Genomic DNA, 19,803 nt, shown 5'->3' on the forward strand with positions numbered 1-19,803 from the left:
AATTTATTATGATAAAATTTCTGATAGAAAAAGAGTTTAAACAGTTGCTTCGCAATTCGTTCCTGCCGAGATTGATTCTTATCTTTCCCTGCATGATCATGTTGCTGATGCCATGGGCTGTGAATCTGGAAATAAAGAATATCCAGCTGAATATTGTAGACAACGATCATTCGGTGATTTCTCAGCGGCTGGTGAATAAGATTGCGGCTTCTACCTATTTCCGTCTGACGGAAGTGCCGGCATCTTATGAGGATGGATTACAGAATATTGAACTGGGAACAGCGGATATTATAATGGAGATCCCCAGGCACCTGGAGCGGGACTGGATGAACAAAGGAGAAGCCCATATACTGATTGCAGCCAATTCGGTAAATGGAACGAAAGGAGGGCTAGGCAGTGCTTATCTGGGCACTATTGTCAAGAACTATGCAGCCGAGTTACGTGCAGAATATCCTGATGCCATATCTGCGTCGGGCAGTGCCCCTTCCATTCGTATCGATACGCAGGGATTATTTAACCCGAATTTGAATTATAAACTTTATATGATTCCTGCTTTGATGGGAATGTTGTTGACTTTGATATGCGGATTTTTGCCTGCCCTGAATGTGGTTAGTGAGAAGGAGGTAGGAACGATCGAACAGATTAATGTGACTCCCGTACCGAAATTTACTTTTATTCTGGCTAAACTTTTACCTTACTGGATCACAGGCTTTATCGTATTGACTTTGTGCTTTTTGTTAGCCTGGCTGCTTTATGGAATAACTCCTGTAGGGCATTTTATCGTGATTTATTTTTTGGCGATTTTGTTTGTATTCGTTATGTCCGGTTTCGGGCTCGTTATATCCAATTATTCGGCAACTATGCAGCAGTCTATGTTTGTAATGTTCTTTTTTATGCTGATTCTGATGTTGATGAGCGGATTATTCACTCCGGTGAGCAGTATGCCTGAATGGGCACAGGTGATTACTTATTTCAATCCTTTGAAGTACTTTATGGAAGGAATGCGTATGGTATACCTCAAAGGAAGCAGCTTGTTGGAACTGCTGCCTGAAATAGGAGTCCTGCTTCTTTTTGCACTGGGTTTCAATACCTGGGCGGTGATCAGTTATCGGAAAAATCAATAATTGAGAATTTGATTATATAAAAAACAGCTCTTATCCTTATTGGTTGGAAAAGAGCTGTTTTTATTATTGTTTTCACCCCTTGGGATGAATCGTGGTTACTGTATTATTTTACTTCGATTTGCTTTTCGGCCTTCTTCACTTCTTCTTCAGAAATCTTAGGAAGTTGGACGCTCAAAACTCCGTTTTCTACTGCGGCAGAAATTTTTTCTTTATCTACATTATCCGGCAGAATCATTGTCTGCTGAAACTTAGAATAAGAGAATTCGCGACGTAGATAGCGACCTTCTTTCTTCTCTTCTTTGTTTTCAGTCTTCTTCTCCATAGAGATAACGAGGTTGTTGTCTTCATCAATGCGAACATTGAAGTCCTCTTTTGTCATTCCCGGAGCAGCCAGTTCAACTTTGTATTCTTTTTCTGTTTCAAAAACATTGATTGCAGGTGCAGTTGCATTTGCTTTTACCATCCAATCGTTATCAAAGAAATCGTTAAAAATACTTGGTAACCAACTTTGAGTTCTTCTAACAGGCATCATAATCTTAGTCTCCTATCTTTTAGTTAAACATTCGGTTTATTCACTCTTGAATTTCGGTTCGCTGCTTTCCGCAGAGGGGACATCCCGACTCTTGCCGTATGCTTTTGAACCGTCGTTCACTGCTATTAGTGCAAACCTTATGCCAAAGGAAAACTGAGACTGAAAATGTCTATTTGTCATTTTAATAATGCCAATTTTGCCTGTTTGGTGACAAAATGTAACCGCAGTGTGTTTATTTTATATAATATAGATATTAATTTGATAATCTATTTTTTTTCAATGAGTTTGAATCTTAACCTTAAAGTTTGCCTTTCTTCATTATAATCATGACTGATGATTTTGAAAGTTCCTACCTCTGAGGTATTGGATACATGTAACCCTATACAGGCACAGGCGTCATAATCTCCTATGCGTATAATGCGAAGAGTCTCACTGGCGTCAGCAGGAAGTTTGCTCAGATCTACGATGCCTTTAGCTTGCTCATGAGTCATAAATTCAACAGTTACGGGCAGATTTTGACTGATAACTTCGTTTACCTTATCTTCTATCGCTTGTATCTCCGCATCTGTAGGACAAGTAGGAAGAATATAGTCGCACTTACTCTTTTTCCTTTCTATATGGGCATTTCTTGAGCGAGGGCAACCGAAAGTTTTTACCATAGTGGCATTTAGTAAATGCTCTGCTGTATGCATAGGAGGATACTCCTGTTTGTTGTGATCATTGAGTTGAGGTTGTTGTTCCATAAATTTTTCAATAACTTTTTGTTTTTGATATTTTCTTATTTGCCGGATGGCAGTTTGTACTTTTCTCCCAGGAAATGCGGTTGCTTATCTATCGCTAAATCGATAAACATCTTGACCCTTGCAAATAATTCTCTGATATTGGTTTTCAATCCTGCATAGACGTCTACATCCTTGGCATTAAAACCGATGGCGGTAATCCCATTCTTTTCGGCAAGATAAATAGCCCGCTCATTGTGAAATCGTTGAGAAATGATGGTCAGACGGGTCTGACCGAATACTTCTTTAGCACGCACAACAGAGTCAAGGGTACGAAAACCGGCATAATCTAAATAGATAGACTTTTCAGGAACACCTTTTTGCATAAGCGCTTTCTTCATTTCTTCCGGTTCGTTGTAATCTTCTTTGCGATTATCTCCACTGATAAGAATATAATTAATTTTGCCTGCCTTGTACAGTTCAACCGCCGCATCAATGCGATAGTCAAAATATAAATTGTTATTTCCGCTTTTCAGCTTAGGAGAGGTGCCGAGAAGCAGACCTACATTGTTTGCAGGAATATCACTGATTTCAGTATAGATGCAGGAGGCTGCATTCTTCTTGATGGTCCAGTCGCAGATAAAGATACTGATAACACAAAGTATGGCAATTATCAGTGTGATATAGAATAGCTTTTTTTTCATTTTCCGAATAATTCACTCATATAATCAAGGGAACGGCTAATGTCGAAATACATTTGATTTCCTTCATAGTACTGGCATTTATCAAACTCTATCAGATCACATTTATTGACTAGCGATTGACCTTTCATGTTTTCCATTTTGAATAACATGTTCAGCAGTTGGTATTCGTCATTTACGCAGATAACCTTAAATGCGGTTTCTTCGCTTGTACCGTCACCTGTAAGCGCAATCATAGTAAGCAAGGCTGCGTATCTTTTTGAATAGTGTTTTATTTCCCGGATATCTTTCTGGAGCAAACCGGCTATTCCGTACATATTATATAGTAATTGGAGAGATACCGGATTCTTTTTTAGTAGTTCTTTGCCGATATTATAAGCATCTTCATACTTTTCTTCTTTAATCAACTTTCGGAAATCCTGAAAATCATCCATACTTCCTTTGTAAGCTGGTGTGAATGAATACCCGTAATATAGCATGGCATGATCTTGCCGGGTGAGTAAAGTATCATTTTCTGCAAAACGTTGCATGAGCTTTTGAAACTCCGTATTGTGATTAGTTACGTACTCTTTGATAGCCGGATAATCCACTTTTAATATTTCTTGTGCGGAACAATAAACCTGAAGGCTAAGTATGCTTATAAATAAAAGAGTAATGAGCTTTTTCATGGCAGTTTTTTTTAGGGTATTAAGATTCACAAAAATACCATTCTTTTTCAGGAAACCAAGCGTATAGGCATAAAAAAAGGAGCAACGCCTTGCTCCAACCTTTGTTAACCTTAAATCTAATACTATGAAAAACACGTTGCAAAGATACGGACTTCTGTGAACTTTGCAAATTAACCAAGAAAAATCTTATGTTATATAACATAGATTAAGAATTTCTCCTTTCCGCTTAACGGATATTCGGTATTTGATCGTTCATATAAAGAGTTTTTTTATCTTTGCAACCAATTTGAATTACTAATCTTTATATACGTATATGAAAAAGAAAAGACTGGGTCAATGGATGTTGTTGGCCATCGTTTGTTTGAGTTTCTCAGTAGGAGAGACCTATGCACAGAAACATGAGTTCGCTAATTACAAGCGTTATGCGACAGAGAATGCAGCACTTGCACAACCTGTAAAGAAGGAAAAAAGAGTGGTCTTTATGGGCAATTCCATTACGGAAGGATGGGTGAGGACACATCCTGATTTCTTCAAAACAAATGGATATATCGGTCGTGGTATCAGTGGTCAGACGTCTTATCAGTTTTTACTTCGTTTTAGGGAAGATGTGATCAATCTTTCTCCGGCATTGGTTGTCATTAATGCAGGAACAAATGATGTAGCCGAAAATACAGGTGCTTATAATGAAGATTATACATTCGGAAATATTGCATCTATGGCAGAACTGGCGAAGGCAAATAAAATCAAAGTGATTCTGACTTCAGTATTGCCGGCTGCTGAATTTCCGTGGAGACGGGAGATTAAAGATGCTCCTCAAAAGATTCAGTCATTGAATGCCCGCATAGAAGCTTACGCCAAAGCTAATAAAATTCCGTTTGTGAATTATTATCAGCCAATGGTGGTGGGCGAGAATAAGACCTTGAATCCTCAATATACGAAAGATGGGGTACATCCTACAGGAGAAGGATATGATATCATGGAAGCACTCATTAAACAGGCTATTGAAAAAGCGCTTTAATTATAGATAGAGTGTAGATAAAAAATGCCCTTTGATAAGATTTCAAGGGGTATTTTTGTAGGATTGGAAGATGCTAAGATGGGGTATGGGCATAAAAAAAGGAGCAACGCCTTGCTCCAACCTTTGTTAACCTTAAATCTAATACTATGAAAAACACAGTGCAAAGATACGGGCTTTTGCGAAATCTGCAAATTATTTCTCTTAAATAGGTGTTTTTATAACACTAATTAGCAAAAGTTTGGGTTTCTTATAGATTTATTGATATTTATAAGCCGTTTATCCCCACTTTTCTTTCATCAAATCTTCCAGTTTCAGCAGCTCATTCCGATATTGGGCAGCTTCGATAAATTCCAGTTTTTTGGCGGCCTCCTGCATTAATTTGCGGGTACGCTCTATGCTCTTTTCCATTTGAGCTTTGCTCATGTATTGTACGATTGGGTCGGCTGCGATATTAGGTGAAGAAGGTTCCACATAAGCGTGTTTTTCTTTCAGCAACTCATCGGCTTCGGAACTTGGACTGCCAAATACAGACAAGTTTCTCGCCTTCTTGATTTGTTGTGGGGTGATGCCGTTCGCTTCATTATAAGCGAGCTGTTTCTCGCGTCGACGGTTTGTTTCATCGATCGTAAGCCGCATACTGTCTGTTATTTTATCTGCATACATGATTACTTTTCCGTTTACATTACGGGCAGCACGTCCTGCAGTCTGGGTCAATGAGCGATGCGAACGGAGGAATCCTTCTTTATCGGCATCGAGAATAGCGACAAGGGATACTTCCGGAAGGTCAAGACCTTCACGAAGCAGATTGACACCGATAAGTACGTCATAAACGCCTTGTCTCAAGTCATCCATGATCTTCACACGCTCTAATGTATCCACATCGCTATGGATATAGTTACATCTCACATTATTGTTGAGAAGGTATTCTGTCAGCTCTTCCGCCATACGTTTCGTAAGTGTCGTGACAAGTACCCGTTCTTCTTTTTCGATGCGCAGCTGAATTTCTTCCATCAGGTCGTCAATTTGATTGAGGCTCGGACGTACTTCGATAACAGGATCAAGCAGACCGGTAGGGCGGATCACTTGCTCTACAACGATTCCTTCCGATTGTATCAGCTCATATTCTGCCGGGGTAGCACTGACGTAAATCACTTGCTTGGTCATCTCCTCAAATTCTTCAAATTTCAGAGGGCGGTTGTCCATTGCGGCAGGTAGTCGGAACCCATATTCTACCAGATTGATTTTACGGGCACGGTCGCCTCCATACATGGCGCGAACCTGCGGCACGCTTACATGGCTTTCGTCAATAACCAGCAAAAAGTCATCCGGGAAGAAATCGAGAAGGCAATAAGGACGGGTGCCGGCAGCGCGACCGTCAAAATAACGGGAATAATTCTCAATGCCGGAACAGTGCCCTAATTCCCGGATCATTTCCATGTCATACGTAACCCGCTCGTACAATCGTTTCGCTTCATATTCTTTGCCGATAGATTCGAAGAACGCTACTTGTTTGGTCAAGTCGTCCTCTATTTCGTGGATGGCACGAAGAGTGGCTTCCTTGGTGGTCATAAATAAATTGGCGGGATAGATCTTATAGGCTTCGAAAGGAGCGGTAGTCACACCGGTAATCGGGTCCACTTCTTCTATACCATCAATCTCGTCTCCCCAGAAAGTGACACGAAGCAGAGTGTCCGAGTACGCAAGGAAAATGTCGACCGTATCTCCTTTAACGCGGAAATTGCCACGATTCAAATCGATATCATTACGGACATACAGGCTGTCCACAAGACGACGCAGAAAAACATTACGGTCAAGCATCCGTCCCCGTTCAATTTCGATTACATTTTTATAGAAATCCGACGGGTTTCCCATACCGTAAATACAGGAGACTGAGGAAACGACTACCACATCTTTCCGGCCTGAAAGCAGGGAGGAGGTAGCGGCGAGACGTAACTTGTCAATCTCGTCATTGATGGCGAGATCCTTTTCTATATAGGTATCTGAATTTGGCAGATAGGCTTCCGGCTGATAGTAGTCGTAATATGAAACGTAATATTCTACGGCGTTATTGGGGAAAAATCCCTTGAACTCGCTGTATAGCTGCGCAGCCAATGTCTTGTTGTGGCTCAAGATCAACGTAGGCTTGTTGATGTTGGCGATCACATTGGCGATGGTGAACGTTTTTCCCGATCCGGTAACCCCCAATAAAGTCTGTGCGGGAACTCCTTGAAGTACCCCCTCAGTAAGCTGGGCGATCGCTTCTGGTTGATCCCCGGTAGGTTTGTAAGCTGATGTTAGTTCAAAATTCATAGTTAAATCCTAAAAAGTGGAGCAATATTCGGCAAAATAATTGAGATAACAAATCATTTTTCCAAATAAATCCTTTACTTTGCAACATATTAATATCATGAAACAGATTCATACAACTAATAATACCAAGAGAACATGATTTGGAATGAGACCATTGAGTGTATGGACCGCGAAAGTCTTCGCAAGATTCAAAGCATACGACTCAAGAAAATTGTGGATTACGTTTATCACAACACGCCTTTTTACCGGAAGAAAATGCAGGAAATGGGTATCACCCCCGATGATATCAATACGATTGATGATATCGTGAAACTGCCGTTTACCACGAAACATGATTTAAGAGATAATTATCCTTTCGGACTTTGTGCCGTGCCGATGAGCCAGATCGTGCGTATTCATGCCTCTTCCGGAACGACCGGAAAGCCGACGGTAGTGGGATATACCCGCAAAGACCTTTCTTCGTGGGCAGAATGTATATCGCGTGCTTTTACTGCTTATGGAGCAGGACGCTCAGATATATTTCAGGTTTCCTATGGTTACGGACTTTTTACGGGTGGCCTGGGAGCACACGCCGGAGCTGAGAATATTGGTGCTTCTGTGATTCCGATGTCCAGTGGTAATACAGAAAAGCAGATTACATTGATGCATGATTTTGGATCAACGGTTCTTTGCTGTACTCCTTCGTATGCACTTTATCTGGCGGATGCCATTAAAGATTCCGGCTATCCGCGGGAGGAATTCCAACTGAAAGTGGGGGCCTTGGGTGCGGAGCCTTGGACGGAGAATATGCGTCATGAAATCGAAGAAAAACTCGGTATTAAAGCATATGATATCTACGGACTGAGTGAAATTGCCGGACCGGGTGTAGGTTACGAATGTGAATGTCAGCATGGTACGCACTTGAATGAGGATCATTATTTCCCAGAAATTATTGATCCGAATACATTGCAGCCGGTAGAACCCGGACAGACGGGCGAGCTGGTATTTACGCACCTGACGAAGGAAGGAATGCCATTGCTTCGTTATCGTACGCGTGACTTGACGGCCTTGCATTATGATAAATGCTCCTGCGGGCGTACATTGGTTCGTATGGACCGTATCCTGGGACGTAGTGACGATATGCTGATTATCCGTGGTGTCAATGTATTCCCGACTCAGATCGAGTCCGTCATTCTTGAGATGGAAGAATTCGAACCACATTATTTGTTGATAGTGGGGCGTGAAAACAATACCGATACGATGGAACTTCAGGTAGAAGTGCGCCCGGATTTCTATTCGGATGAGATTAACCGTATGCTAGCGTTGAAGAAGAAACTGGCAAGCCGTCTCCAAAGCGTACTTGGACTGGGAGTCAATGTGAAACTGGTAGAACCGCGTAGTATTGAACGCAGCGTAGGCAAAGCTAAACGAGTGATTGATAACAGAAAAATTTAAAATAGGTAATAAGTAATAAGTATTAGGTATTATCGTAGCTGCAACATGGAATTCGTGTGGCTATTACTTATTACTTATTACTTAATACCTAATACTTAAAACTTTACGATAATGGTAGCAAAACAACTTTCTATCTTTTTGGAAAACAAGTCCGGCCGTTTGACGGAAGTGACTGAAGTGCTGGCAAAAGAGAACATCAATCTTTCTGCCTTGTGCATCGCTGAAAATGCTGATTTTGGCATTTTGCGTGGAATTGTATCCGATCCGGATAAAGCATATAAAGCATTGAAAGATAATCATTTTGCCGTGAATATAACAGATGTGGTCGGCATTAGCTGTCCGAATGTGCCGGGAGCTCTGGCAAAAGTGCTGGGATTCTTGTCGGCAGAAGGGGTCTTTATTGAGTATATGTATTCGTTTGCCAATAATAACGTGGCAAACGTTGTGATTCGTCCTAGTAATATGGATAAATGTATTGAAGTACTGAAAGAAAAGAAAGTCGACCTGTTGGCGGCAAGTGATTTGTACAAGCTGTAACCGGACGGCGGACCATAAGCGAACGGTGAACGAAGAACGATAGCGCTGGTATACCAATGACATATAGCGCGCTTGTTGATCGTTCACCGTTTATTATTGACTGTTTATAGCTTCCTGTTCGACGTCGTTTTTTCTCTTTTCGTCGATGTTTAACGCCTTTTATGTATTAAAAAACATAGATTAATTGGTTAATTCCCCGCGAATAAGTAACTTTGCGCAATATTTTTTAAAAGGATGAAGAAAAATATCATTATAACTTTGCTCGCAGCAGCCTCTCTGACATCGTGTGGAGAGTACAATAAGTTGCTGAAAAGTACCGATTACGAATACAAGTACGAGGCCGCCAAAAACTATTTTGCTAAAGGGCAGTATAACCGCTCAGCTACCTTGCTGAACGAATTGATTACAATCCTTAAGGGAACCGATAAAGCGGAGGAGTCTCTGTATATGTTGGGTATGAGTTACTATAATCAGAAAGATTATCAGACAGCTGCCCAGACGTTTATCACCTATTTCAATACTTATCCCCGTGGTACTTTCACTGAACTGGCACGTTTCCATGCAGGTAAATCCCTGTTCCTGGATACTCCGGAACCACGTTTGGATCAATCAAGCACCTATCAGGCTATCCAGCAACTGCAGATGTTTATGGAATATTTCCCGAACAGTACCAAGAAGCAGGAAGCACAAGATATGATTTTTGCTTTGCAGGATAAACTGGTGTTGAAAGAACTCTATTCTGCAAAGTTGTATTATAATCTGGGTAACTATCTGGGTAATAACTATGAGTCCTGTGTAATTACAGCTCAGAATGCTCTGAAAGATTATCCTTATACAGATTATCGCGAAGAACTTTCCATATTGATTCTGCGTGCCAGACATGAAATGGCCATTTATAGTGTAGAAGACAAGAAGATGGATCGTTACCGTGAAACGATAGATGAATATTATGCTTTCAAGAACGAGTTTCCGGAAAGTAAATACCTGAAAGAGGCTGAAAAAATATTCAATGAATCACAGAAAGTAATTAAAGACTAAATTTAAATAGATTTATGGACTACAAAAAAACGAACGCTCCTGCTACGACGGTAACCCGTGACATGATGGAACTCTGTGCTGACACAGGGAATGTTTATGAAACTGTTGCCATTATTGGTAAGCGTGCTAACCAGATTAGTGTGGAAATTAAAAACGATCTTTCTAAGAAATTAGCAGAGTTTGCTTCTTACAACGATAATTTGGAAGAAGTATTCGAGAATAGAGAACAGATCGAAATTTCTCGTTATTATGAGAAATTGCCGAAACCTGACTTGATTGCTACACAGGAATACATCGAAGGGAAAATTTATTATAGAAATCCGGCTAAGGAGAAAGAAAAACTTCAGTAATTTATTTTCTAACGAAAGAATTGATAGTCAAGTAGTAAGCGGGAAGCATTTTCCTATTCCTTATTGCTTGGCTATTATTGTTTAACTTAACTACTATAGAATACTTATGATTCAACGAATTCAAAGTTTTTACTTATTGATTGTAACAGGGTTGCTGATTACAGCAATGTGTTTACCGATGGGATATTTTATTGACACTACAGGAGAACATCCTTTTAAAGCACTGGGGATAGACGTGAATGGAATTTTCCAGTCTACTTGGGGGATATTTGGTATTCTGATGCTGAGCGCTCTGGTAGCTTTTGCGACTATTTTTCTGTATAAGAACCGAATGTTGCAGATTCGTATGTCAATCTTCAATAGCTTGTTGCTGGTGGGCTATTATATTGCCTTCATTGCTTTTTATTTTGCATTGAAGAGCGATGCCAATCTGTTCCGTATTGGTTGGGCGCTTTGCTTACCATTGGTGTCTATCGTTCTGAATGTGCTGGCTATTCGTGCTATCGGACGTGACGAGGTGATGGTAAAGGCTGCAGACAGACTTCGATAAGAATGCGGGAAGCTCTCGCATTGGGAGTTCCTGATAGAATAAAACAGGCGCGAATTTCGCAGACTCACGGAAATATAAACCGTAGGTTCGAGCGAGATTCGCGCCTGATCTTTTTGGGTACTGCTTCTTATTTCTTTAAATCGAATAGATAAGTAAGCTTCACTGTAATTGTGCCATGAGCCGCACGGGAGAAATAGTCTTTCTTCGTTGTGCTGTAAAAGTCTGACAGAGCAAAATAATAGCGTCCTTCGAGCAGAAAACTACCGGCTTTCTTTGTTCTGAATTCTATTCCGCCGCCTCCGGCTATACCATAATCGAATTTGTTTTGGATTTTATCTCCGTAAACAGCTTTTTGAGTGTCTGTCAGGGCATTCATGTCTATATTCTCCATGCTTTCAGATTCACTGATCAGAAGGCCGATCTGAGGACCTGCATTGATAAAGAACTGTAGTCCTTTTTCATTGCCGAAAGCCAAGTGGGCGAGGAAGGGAATATCGAGATAGGTCATCTTTCGGGTGTATTTGCGGGTAGGATCTTCTACGGGTTCTCCATTCTCCCCCGGTACTTCAAATAATTCATCCCAGCCACGTTGGGAGATATTTAACTCTACTTGCGCACCACAGATCATGGCAAAATACTTTTCGGAAATGTAGCGTGCCGTCAAACCTCCGGTAATACCCATCAATGAGTTCTGTTTGATTTTAGGAGTGAATGAAGCACTGTTTAAGTTGACTCCTCCATTAAATCCGACAGAAAAGTTCTGGCGTGGTTCGCCGATCTGTGCGGTGGCAGGAAGTGCAAGTCCCATCATCAGGGAAGCGGCAATCAGAAGTGATTTTATCTTTGTCATTTTCGTCTTATTCGAAGTCAAGTTTTACTAATTCAAAATTCTTCGTGAAATGGATAAAGAATACTTTCTTATTAATGAATCCTCCCCAGTTGTTGACACGTTCGAATTTGAAGCCTGTCTGTATCGGAGTCAGGTTCATTTTCGGTAAATTGTTTTCCAGTTCCGAGCCATAGCGTGACAAGCCTTTCAGGAAGAAGAAGCCTGTGTCGAAACCAAGCATTCCGTAGCTTGGGAATTTACTCACCAAATCCTTGCTATACCATTTGTGATAATTGTTGGTGAACTGTATGGCAGCCGGAAATAATGTATTTGTGTAGAACGATGAATAGAAATAGGTATCCAGTTCAAAGAAACTTTCCAGGTGATCCCGGGTATATGTCTGCCATTCGGGATAACCGAACAGATGAATATTCTGCTCCGGAGTATCTCTGACCAGTAGAATCAGTTGAGGAAGAATCTTGATTAACATGACATTTTTGCCGGAAGTCGGAATGAAAATATTGTCTTTGTCAGAGCGGAGAGCTTCCTTCAGCATATCCTTGGTTGCGTTTTCATTGACGGTTTTCATTGACATTCCCTTGCTCTTCAGCTCTTGTTTCATGCCGCTGATAAACTCGGCTTTTTCTTTATCTTCGCTGGTTGGTTCAATAAAGATGACATGGGCATTGGGGAATTGACGGGTAAAGTGTTCGTATACTTCCGAATATAAATAGGATTGCGGGGTATTAATCTGGTAGATGGCAGGATTATTAAATACTTCTTCCCCTTTCGAAGAGAAAGGAATCACCAGTCGTATATCATTCTTTTCTGCAAAAGTAGATAAAGGTTTGATCTGTTGCTGGTGCATCGGACCGAAAATGACATTCATGTTCTTCATCTCATTTTTCGCCAGAATAGTATTTAATGTAGAAACATCTTTTCCACAGTCATATACATATAGATCAATAGAAGTACCCGTACGTTTCAGGCTGTCTACCGCCATCAGGAAACCTTCGTAGTATTCCACCATACGTTTGTCTTCCTGGAAAGGCAATAGCAGGGCCGCTTTGATAGTAGAGATTGCCTGAGGGGCTTCTTTACTCTTGCGGAAAAGCTCATTGTTACTGGGTGGGATAGCGTACGGATCCTCTTTGGGAGCCGTCGGTTGCATGGTGGTTGCACTGGGATAGGGGATACAGAGGTATTGTCCCTTTTTCATTCCCTTTTTCAGTTCGGGATTGGCTGCAATCAATTCCTGTTCGCTGATTCCATATTCGCGGCTTACACTGAATACGGTTTCTTTGCGTTTTACCTTATGCATATCTTTGCATCTGGATTGTACAGGCCCCTGTATAGCGGGTTTTTCAGCCGGTGCTTGTGCAGTTTCCGTTTCCTGCTCTTGTTCCAACGGAATGAGAATAACCTGACCGATACGGAAGTTTTCGGCGCTTAATCCCGGATTGGCTTCACAAATGGCTTTTGCAGATATATTATAAATGGTAGTCAGTTTGTATAAAGTTTCTCCGGCTTGAATCGTATGGAATGTTTCCCCTTTTTGGCTTTCTTTTCCTTTAGGGATTTTTATAGCTTGTCCGGCATAAATTTTCTCATCACATCCGGGATTCAGACGTGTGATGTCGTTTGTTGTGACATTATACATCTTGGCAATGGAGTATAAACTCTGTCCTTTTTCGATGGTATGCAAGAAATAAGATTGGTTCTCTTGTGCATAACTAATAGCGTATGAGGCGCTTATAAAAAGCAAAAATAAGAATATTCGGCTTATCGGTTTCATCAATTTATAACTATTGGTTCTTGAAATCAAGGAACAAAGGTACGAATAATGCCCTATATCTTCATAAGATTTGAGTTAAGAAAATAATATTGTGCTTTTTTAGGAGCATATTTCAGTCGGAAACATTAATTTTGTACCGTTTATGAAGGATATGAATATGCAAGAAACAGAATATATTAATGTGTATGGTGCCCGTGTGCACAATTTGAAAGATATTGATGCTGAAATTCCCCGTAACAGTTTGACAGTGATTACCGGATTGAGTGGTAGTGGTAAATCTTCCTTGGCTTTCGATACGATATTTGCCGAGGGACAGCGCCGCTATATCGAGACTTTTTCGGCCTATGCCCGCAACTTTTTGGGGAATCTGGAACGTCCGGATGTCGATAAAATAACAGGGCTGAGTCCGGTTATCTCTATCGAACAGAAAACTACGAATAAAAATCCCCGTTCTACCGTGGGAACAACAACGGAAATATACGATTACCTTCGTCTGCTCTATGCCCGTGCAGGTATTGCTTATTCGTACCTGTCAGGAGAGGAGATGGTGAAATATACGGAAGAACAGATTCTGGATTTAATCCTGAAAGATTATAAAGGAAAGAAAATATACTTGCTCGCACCCTTGGTTCGTTCGCGTAAGGGACATTATAAAGAACTCTTCGAACAGGTGCGAAAGAAAGGATATCTCTATGTACGGATAGACGGCGAACTGCGTGAAGTGACGCACGGCATGAAACTCGATCGTTACAAGAATCATGATATTGAGGTAGTCATTGATAAACTGATAGTAGCCGAGAAAGATGATAAACGACTGAAACAGAGCGTGGCAACTGCTATGCGCCAAGGTGATGGTTTATTGATGATTCTTGATGCGCAGACAGAAAGTGTCCGTCATTACAGTAAACGCCTGATGTGTCCGGTTACCGGACTGTCTTATCGGGAACCGGCTCCTCATAACTTCTCGTTCAACTCTCCGCAGGGAGCGTGCCCGAAATGTAAAGGATTAGGCGTGGTCAATCAGATTGATGTCGATAAAGTGATTCCCGACCGTGAACTTTCCATCTATGAAGGAGCGATAGCACCTTTGGGAAAATACAAGAATGCCATGATTTTCTGGCAGATCGGTGCTTTGCTGGAGAAGTATGAAGCCACTTTAAAAACTCCGGTGAAGGAATTGTCGGATGATGCGGTTGAAGAAATATTATATGGTTCGGATGACCGGATCAAGATCAAGAGTTCGCTGATAGGAACTTCTTCTGATTACTTTGTAACCTATGAAGGAGTCGTAAAATATATCCAGATGCTTCAGGAAAAGGATGCTTCTGCTACCGCGCAGAAGTGGGCGGAGCAGTTTGCCCGTACCACTGTTTGTCCGGAATGTAAAGGTGCCCGGTTGAATAAAGAAGCATTGCACTTCCGTATTCATGACAAGAACATCAATGACTTGGCCAATATGGACATCAATGAGCTATATGACTGGTTGATGAACGTAGATCAATTTCTGTCCGATAAACAAAAGAAAATCGCAGCCGAGATTCTGAAAGAAATTCGTACGCGTTTGAAATTCTTGTTGGATGTAGGATTGGATTATTTGGCATTGAACCGTAGCTCGGTCAGCCTGTCCGGTGGTGAAAGTCAGCGTATTCGTCTGGCTACACAGATCGGCTCGCAATTGGTGAATGTGCTTTATATTCTGGATGAACCGAGTATCGGGTTGCACCAGCGTGACAATCTGCGTTTGATCCGCTCGTTGAAAGAGCTTCGTGATATGGGAAACTCGGTTATCGTTGTTGAACACGATAAAGATATGATGCTGGCTGCCGATTATGTGATTGATATGGGGCCTAAAGCCGGTCGTCTGGGTGGGGAGGTAGTCTTCTCGGGAACCCCGTCAGAAATGCTTCAAACCGAAACGATGACTTCGCAGTATCTGAACGGAGAGATGAAAATAGAAGTACCCGCCAAGCGAAGAAAAGGAAATGGAAAATCTATCTGGCTGAAAGGAGCGAAGGGAAATAATCTGAAAAATGTAGATGTTGAATTTCCGTTAGGGAAGTTGATTTGTGTGACCGGAGTATCCGGAAGTGGTAAATCGACGTTAATTAATGAGACTTTGCAGCCGATTCTTTCACAGAAATTCTATCGCTCTTTGCAGGATCCTTTGGAATACGATTCTATAGAGGGACTGGAAAACATAGATAAGGTAGTGGACGTAGATCAATCTCCGATTGGTCGTACCCCCCGTTCCAATCCGGCCACTTATACAGGTGTATTTTCCGATATCCGTAACTTGTTCGTAAGCCTTCCGGAAGCTAAGATTCGCGGTTACAAGCCCGGACGCTTCTCTTTTAATGTATCGGGCGGTCGTTGTGAAGCCTGTACCGGAAATGGATACAAGACAATTGAAATGAACTTCTTGCCGGATGTGTATGTGCCTTGTGAGGTTTGCCACGGCAAGCGGTATAATCGCGAAACGCTTGAAGTACGTTTCAAAGGAAAGTCTATTGCTGATGTGCTTGATATGACTATAAACCGTGCTGTCGAATTCTTTGAGAATGTGCCGCAGATTCTGAATAAGATAAAAGTCTTGCAGGATGTCGGTTTGGGCTATATTAAATTAGGGCAGTCATCTACTACTCTTTCTGGTGGAGAGAGCCAGCGTGTGAAACTAGCAACAGAATTGTCCAAGCGAGATACCGGTAAAACACTTTACATTCTCGATGAACCGACTACCGGACTTCACTTTGAGGATATCCGTGTATTGATGGGGGTACTTAATAAGCTGGTGGACAAAGGTAATACCGTCATTGTAATCGAACATAACCTGGACGTTATCAAGATGGCGGATTATATCATAGACATGGGACCTGAAGGTGGTAAGGGCGGGGGAGTACTCCTTAGCTACGGAACACCGGAAGAGGTTGCGAAGAGCCAGAAAGGTTATACTCCTAAGTTTCTTCGCGAGGAATTAGGACTTTAATATTGAAGTATAAGTGTCGGCTTACTAAAAAGAAACAACTAGATGAAAATCAATAAAACGAATGCGGCGCGTTTGCTGGATAAAGCTAAAATAGCTTATGAACTGATTCCTTATGAAGTTGACGAAAACGATCTGAGTGCCATTCATGTAGCTGCCAGCTTAGGCGAGAATATAGAACAGGTATTTAAGACACTGGTTCTTCACGGTGACAAAAGCGGTTATTTTGTTTGCGTCATTCCGGGTGAGCACGAAGTCGATCTGAAGCTGGCAGCAAAGGCTTCCGGCAATAAAAAGTGTGATCTGATACCGGTGAAAGAACTTCTTCCGCTGACGGGATATATCCGGGGCGGCTGTTCGCCTATTGGCATGAAGAAACATTTTCCTACTTATATTCATGAAACCTGCCGGCAATTTCCGTATATTTATGTAAGTGCCGGTGTACGGGGGCTGCAGATAAAGCTTGCGCCGGGTGATTTAATCCGCGAATCGAGGGCAGAAATTTGCCGTTTATTTGAGGAATAAATCCAAAAAAGTATATATTTGCAGAATATATGTCATTAGAAAAATTATCAATCATTAATTAATAAATTTATATCTATGTTTGACAAACACCCTAAAGGACTGATAGCAGCCGCTTTAGCCAATCTAGGTGAACGCTTTGGCTTCTATACAATGATGGCGATCCTCGTGCTTTTCTTGCAAGCTAAGTTTGGAATGAATGGAAAAGAAGCGGGATTTATTTATTCAACTTTCTATTTTTCCATTTACATTCTTGCTTTGGTTGGAGGTATTATCGCCGATAAGACACGAAACTACAAAGGAACTATTTTCACGGGAATTGTGCTGATGGCAGTGGGATACTTGTTGTTGGCTATTCCATCCAAGACTCCTGTAGACAATCAGACCTTTTATCTGGTCATTACTTGCGCCAGCTTGTTTGTGATTGCATTTGGTAATGGATTATTTAAAGGAAATCTGCAAGCTCTGGTAGGGCAGATGTACGATAATCCTCAATATGCCAGCATGCGTGACTCCGGTTTCTCCTTGTTTTATATGTTCATTAATATCGGTGCAATCTTTGCTCCGTTTGCAGCGGTAGGTGTACGTAACTGGTGGTTGTCTACTTTCGGTTATAATTACGATGCTGATCTTCCTGCATTATGTCACGGTCATTTGGCTGGTACTTTGTCGACCGAAGCTACTGAAACTTATCATACGTTGGTAGAGAAAGCTTCCAACGCTCCGGTACAGGATTATACAGCTTTTGCATCCGATTACCTGAACGTCTTTACTACAGGTTTCCATTATGCATTTGGAGTAGCTATCATTGCTATGGTCATTTCTTTGACTATCTATTTGCTGAATAAGAGAAACTTCCCCGATCCCAGCAAGAAAGCCGTTGCATCTTCAGCATCTTCGGCTACTGTAGAAATGAGTATTCAGGAAGTGAAACAACGTATGTATGCCCTGTTCGCAGTGTTCGGAGTTGTTATCTTCTTCTGGTTCTCTTTCCATCAGAATGGTTTGACTTTGACATACTTTGCAAAGGAATACACTGACCTTAACTTGTTTGGTATGCCTATTTCCGCTGAGTTGTTCCAGTCGTTGAATCCGTTCTTTGTTGTTTTCCTGACTCCTGTGATTATGGCAATCTTTGCCAGCCAGCGCAGACGTGGAAAAGAGCCTTCTACTCCTAAGAAGATTGCAATTGGTATGGGTATTGCCGCATTGGCCTTTATCGTAATGGCTGTCGGTTCTTATTTTGCCAATCTGCCTTTGCACAAGGACATTATCGCTGTAGGAACTTCACCGGTGAAAGTGACTCCGTTCTTGTTGATGCTGACTTATCTGATTTTGACGGTAGCTGAATTGTATATTTCTCCGTTGGGAATTTCATTTGTGTCTAAAGTAGCTCCTCCGAAATACCAGGGTATTATGCAGGGAGGCTGGTTAGGTGCGACTGCACTTGGCAATCAGCTGTTGGTGATCGGTGCTATTTTGTATGAATCCATTCCTATCTGGATGACATGGACAGTATTTGTGGTAGCTTGTACTATTTCAATGTTTACCATGATCTTCATGCTGAAATGGCTGGAACGCGTAGCGAAATAAGCCCGCTTGGTAATAAATAAACGAATGCCCCGGAACATTGATTGAGTAACAATCTGTTCCGGGGCATTTTGTATATGGTTATCTTACTTTTCAGATATCCAGTCCCATGATATAATCATTCATATAGTACCCGTTGCCAATCGGAAAATCCCCTTCCCGCAATTTTCTCATACCCATCCGTTCATAGAACAGTAAAGCCTTGTTGTTACGGTTCACGTTAAGCTCCATTAAGCAAGGTTCCGGATGCACCTCCTTGATATATCTGACAGCCTCTCTGAATAAAAAACTACCGCAGTGTGCGCCTTGAAAATGGGGGAGGACATAGATTTTCTGCAGATGGAATACATTCTCTTCCTGTTGCTGTACGGAGACATAGCCACAGGGCTCATCTCCTTCATATGCGATAAAATAAACATGACCTTCTTCTTCCATTTGTTTCCGGATATTTTCGGGAGAGTACATCCAGTCCATCATATAGTCCAGTTGTCCGGGAGATAAGATCTCTTGGTAAGTGGCGGGAAATACTTCACCGGCCATTTGGTTGATCAGACCGCAATCATCTATCCTTGCTTTTCGAATAGTAAACATACGTATTTTCTTTTTTGTGGTTTTATGAGCTGCAAATATAGCTATTATTTCTTTTTATAATAAGGAGAAAACTTCTTAATGATTTAATTATTATTAAATTATAGTACTTTGTAATGCAAGGTACTAGAGTAATGCATATATTTGTCCTGTCAAAAAGAAAAATAACAATGAATGTAGACAATGTAAAATCTCAGATGAGAAAAGGCATGTTGGAGTATTGCATCATGCTTTTACTGCACAAAGAGCCGGCTTATGCTTCTGATATTATTCAGAAGTTGAAAGAGGCGCAGCTGATTGTGGTGGAAGGTACCTTATATCCATTGCTGACACGTTTGAAGAATGACGATTTGTTGAGTTATGAATGGGTAGAATCCACGCAGGGACCTCCTCGCAAGTACTATAAGCTCACAGAAAAAGGAGAGGCTTTTTTAGGCGAGCTTGAGATATCCTGGAAGGAACTGAACGAAACCGTGAATCATATTGCTAGTAGATAATTCGATAAAGAAGAAATAATA

At 41.3% G+C, this 19,803-nt stretch carries 19 protein-coding genes; 11 read left to right on the top strand and 8 right to left on the bottom strand.

What is annotated here, in order from left to right:
- The first annotated feature begins 8 nt into the window (after positions 1 to 8).
- Positions 9 to 1,124, top strand: a complete 1,116-nt coding sequence (locus KTR07_RS10445) for an ABC transporter permease (protein ID WP_117981667.1) — start codon at positions 9 to 11, stop codon at positions 1,122 to 1,124.
- 103 nt (positions 1,125 to 1,227) lie between these two features.
- Here KTR07_RS10445 and KTR07_RS10450 read toward each other — a convergent pair whose 3' ends face one another.
- The 4 genes from KTR07_RS10450 to KTR07_RS10465 all read right to left on the bottom strand — a co-directional run bounded on the left by KTR07_RS10450 (position 1,228) and on the right by KTR07_RS10465 (position 3,744).
- Positions 1,228 to 1,656 (bottom strand): Hsp20/alpha crystallin family protein, encoded by a 429-nt coding sequence (locus tag KTR07_RS10450; protein ID WP_008763145.1) that lies wholly within the window; start codon positions 1,654 to 1,656, stop codon positions 1,228 to 1,230.
- 266 nt (positions 1,657 to 1,922) lie between these two features.
- Positions 1,923 to 2,399 (bottom strand): hypothetical protein, encoded by a 477-nt coding sequence (locus KTR07_RS10455; RefSeq protein ID WP_011107329.1) that lies wholly within the window; start codon positions 2,397 to 2,399, stop codon positions 1,923 to 1,925.
- 35 nt (positions 2,400 to 2,434) lie between these two features.
- Positions 2,435 to 3,079, bottom strand: a complete 645-nt coding sequence (locus KTR07_RS10460) for a vancomycin high temperature exclusion protein (RefSeq protein ID WP_117981665.1) — start codon at positions 3,077 to 3,079, stop codon at positions 2,435 to 2,437.
- On the bottom strand, positions 3,076 to 3,744 hold the full coding sequence (locus KTR07_RS10465; RefSeq protein WP_117981664.1) for a DUF4919 domain-containing protein: 669 nt from the start codon (positions 3,742 to 3,744) through the stop codon (positions 3,076 to 3,078). Before KTR07_RS10465 ends, KTR07_RS10460 begins: the two co-directional genes overlap by 4 nt.
- 313 nt (positions 3,745 to 4,057) lie before the next feature.
- Here KTR07_RS10465 and KTR07_RS10470 point away from each other — a divergent pair, with 313 nt between their 5' ends.
- The gene (locus KTR07_RS10470; protein ID WP_113748441.1) at positions 4,058 to 4,762 is read left to right on the top strand and encodes an SGNH/GDSL hydrolase family protein; all 705 of its coding nucleotides are present in this window, start codon (positions 4,058 to 4,060) and stop codon (positions 4,760 to 4,762) included.
- A 276-nt stretch (positions 4,763 to 5,038) separates the two neighbouring features.
- Here the strand turns inward: KTR07_RS10470 and uvrB are convergent, their stop codons facing one another.
- Entirely contained in the window at positions 5,039 to 7,072 is a 2,034-nt protein-coding gene (gene uvrB / locus KTR07_RS10475) for an excinuclease ABC subunit UvrB (protein ID WP_055300217.1), read from the bottom strand.
- 135 nt (positions 7,073 to 7,207) lie between these two features.
- Between uvrB and KTR07_RS10480 the strand changes: the two genes are divergently transcribed.
- The 5 genes from KTR07_RS10480 (at position 7,208) to KTR07_RS10500 (ending at position 10,981) form a co-directional block, all read left to right on the top strand.
- On the top strand, positions 7,208 to 8,506 hold the full coding sequence (locus KTR07_RS10480; RefSeq protein WP_011107332.1) for a phenylacetate--CoA ligase family protein: 1,299 nt from the start codon (positions 7,208 to 7,210) through the stop codon (positions 8,504 to 8,506).
- Between the two features lie 111 nt (positions 8,507 to 8,617).
- Positions 8,618 to 9,043, top strand: a complete 426-nt coding sequence (locus KTR07_RS10485) for an amino acid-binding protein (protein WP_008763158.1) — start codon at positions 8,618 to 8,620, stop codon at positions 9,041 to 9,043.
- A 234-nt stretch (positions 9,044 to 9,277) separates the two neighbouring features.
- Entirely contained in the window at positions 9,278 to 10,081 is an 804-nt protein-coding gene (locus KTR07_RS10490) for an outer membrane protein assembly factor BamD (protein WP_008763159.1), read from the top strand.
- Positions 10,082 to 10,095: 14 nt separating this feature from the next.
- Positions 10,096 to 10,431, top strand: a complete 336-nt coding sequence (locus tag KTR07_RS10495) for a DNA-directed RNA polymerase subunit omega (RefSeq protein ID WP_004299989.1) — start codon at positions 10,096 to 10,098, stop codon at positions 10,429 to 10,431.
- A 106-nt stretch (positions 10,432 to 10,537) separates the two neighbouring features.
- A complete protein-coding gene (locus KTR07_RS10500; protein WP_011107333.1) occupies positions 10,538 to 10,981 on the top strand; it encodes a DUF4293 domain-containing protein in 444 nt (147 codons plus the stop codon).
- A 127-nt stretch (positions 10,982 to 11,108) separates the two neighbouring features.
- On the opposite strand, the gene KTR07_RS10505 is transcribed toward KTR07_RS10500, so the two are convergent.
- Together KTR07_RS10505 and KTR07_RS10510 are read right to left on the bottom strand one after the other, a co-directional pair.
- Positions 11,109 to 11,831: a porin family protein gene (locus tag KTR07_RS10505; protein ID WP_016267343.1), complete on the bottom strand. Its 723-nt coding sequence runs from the start codon at positions 11,829 to 11,831 to the stop codon at positions 11,109 to 11,111.
- Positions 11,832 to 11,838: 7 nt separating this feature from the next.
- Entirely contained in the window at positions 11,839 to 13,605 is a 1,767-nt protein-coding gene (locus KTR07_RS10510) for a LysM peptidoglycan-binding domain-containing protein (RefSeq protein ID WP_117981663.1), read from the bottom strand.
- A 157-nt stretch (positions 13,606 to 13,762) separates the two neighbouring features.
- Between KTR07_RS10510 and uvrA the strand changes: the two genes are divergently transcribed.
- From uvrA to KTR07_RS10525, 3 genes are all read left to right on the top strand, one after another.
- Positions 13,763 to 16,588 (top strand): excinuclease ABC subunit UvrA, encoded by a 2,826-nt coding sequence (gene uvrA / locus KTR07_RS10515; protein WP_032813763.1) that lies wholly within the window; start codon positions 13,763 to 13,765, stop codon positions 16,586 to 16,588.
- A gap of 42 nt (positions 16,589 to 16,630) precedes the next feature.
- Positions 16,631 to 17,110 carry a Cys-tRNA(Pro) deacylase gene (ybaK, locus tag KTR07_RS10520; protein WP_008763164.1) on the top strand — a complete coding sequence of 160 codons (480 nt, stop codon included), beginning with the start codon at positions 16,631 to 16,633 and terminating at the stop codon, positions 17,108 to 17,110.
- Between the two features lie 75 nt (positions 17,111 to 17,185).
- Entirely contained in the window at positions 17,186 to 18,700 is a 1,515-nt protein-coding gene (locus KTR07_RS10525; protein ID WP_118336847.1) for a peptide MFS transporter, read from the top strand.
- Between the two features lie 90 nt (positions 18,701 to 18,790).
- Here the strand turns inward: KTR07_RS10525 and KTR07_RS10530 are convergent, their stop codons facing one another.
- On the bottom strand, positions 18,791 to 19,288 hold the full coding sequence (locus tag KTR07_RS10530; RefSeq protein WP_008765089.1) for a GNAT family N-acetyltransferase: 498 nt from the start codon (positions 19,286 to 19,288) through the stop codon (positions 18,791 to 18,793).
- A 167-nt stretch (positions 19,289 to 19,455) separates the two neighbouring features.
- Between KTR07_RS10530 and KTR07_RS10535 the strand changes: the two genes are divergently transcribed.
- On the top strand, positions 19,456 to 19,782 hold the full coding sequence (locus KTR07_RS10535) for a PadR family transcriptional regulator (RefSeq protein ID WP_032813353.1): 327 nt from the start codon (positions 19,456 to 19,458) through the stop codon (positions 19,780 to 19,782).
- Positions 19,783 to 19,803: the final 21 nt, after the last annotated feature.

The sequence above is a fragment of the Bacteroides sp. MSK.20.82 genome (assembly GCF_019052485.1).
Classification (GTDB): Bacteria; Bacteroidota; Bacteroidia; order Bacteroidales; family Bacteroidaceae; genus Bacteroides; species Bacteroides thetaiotaomicron.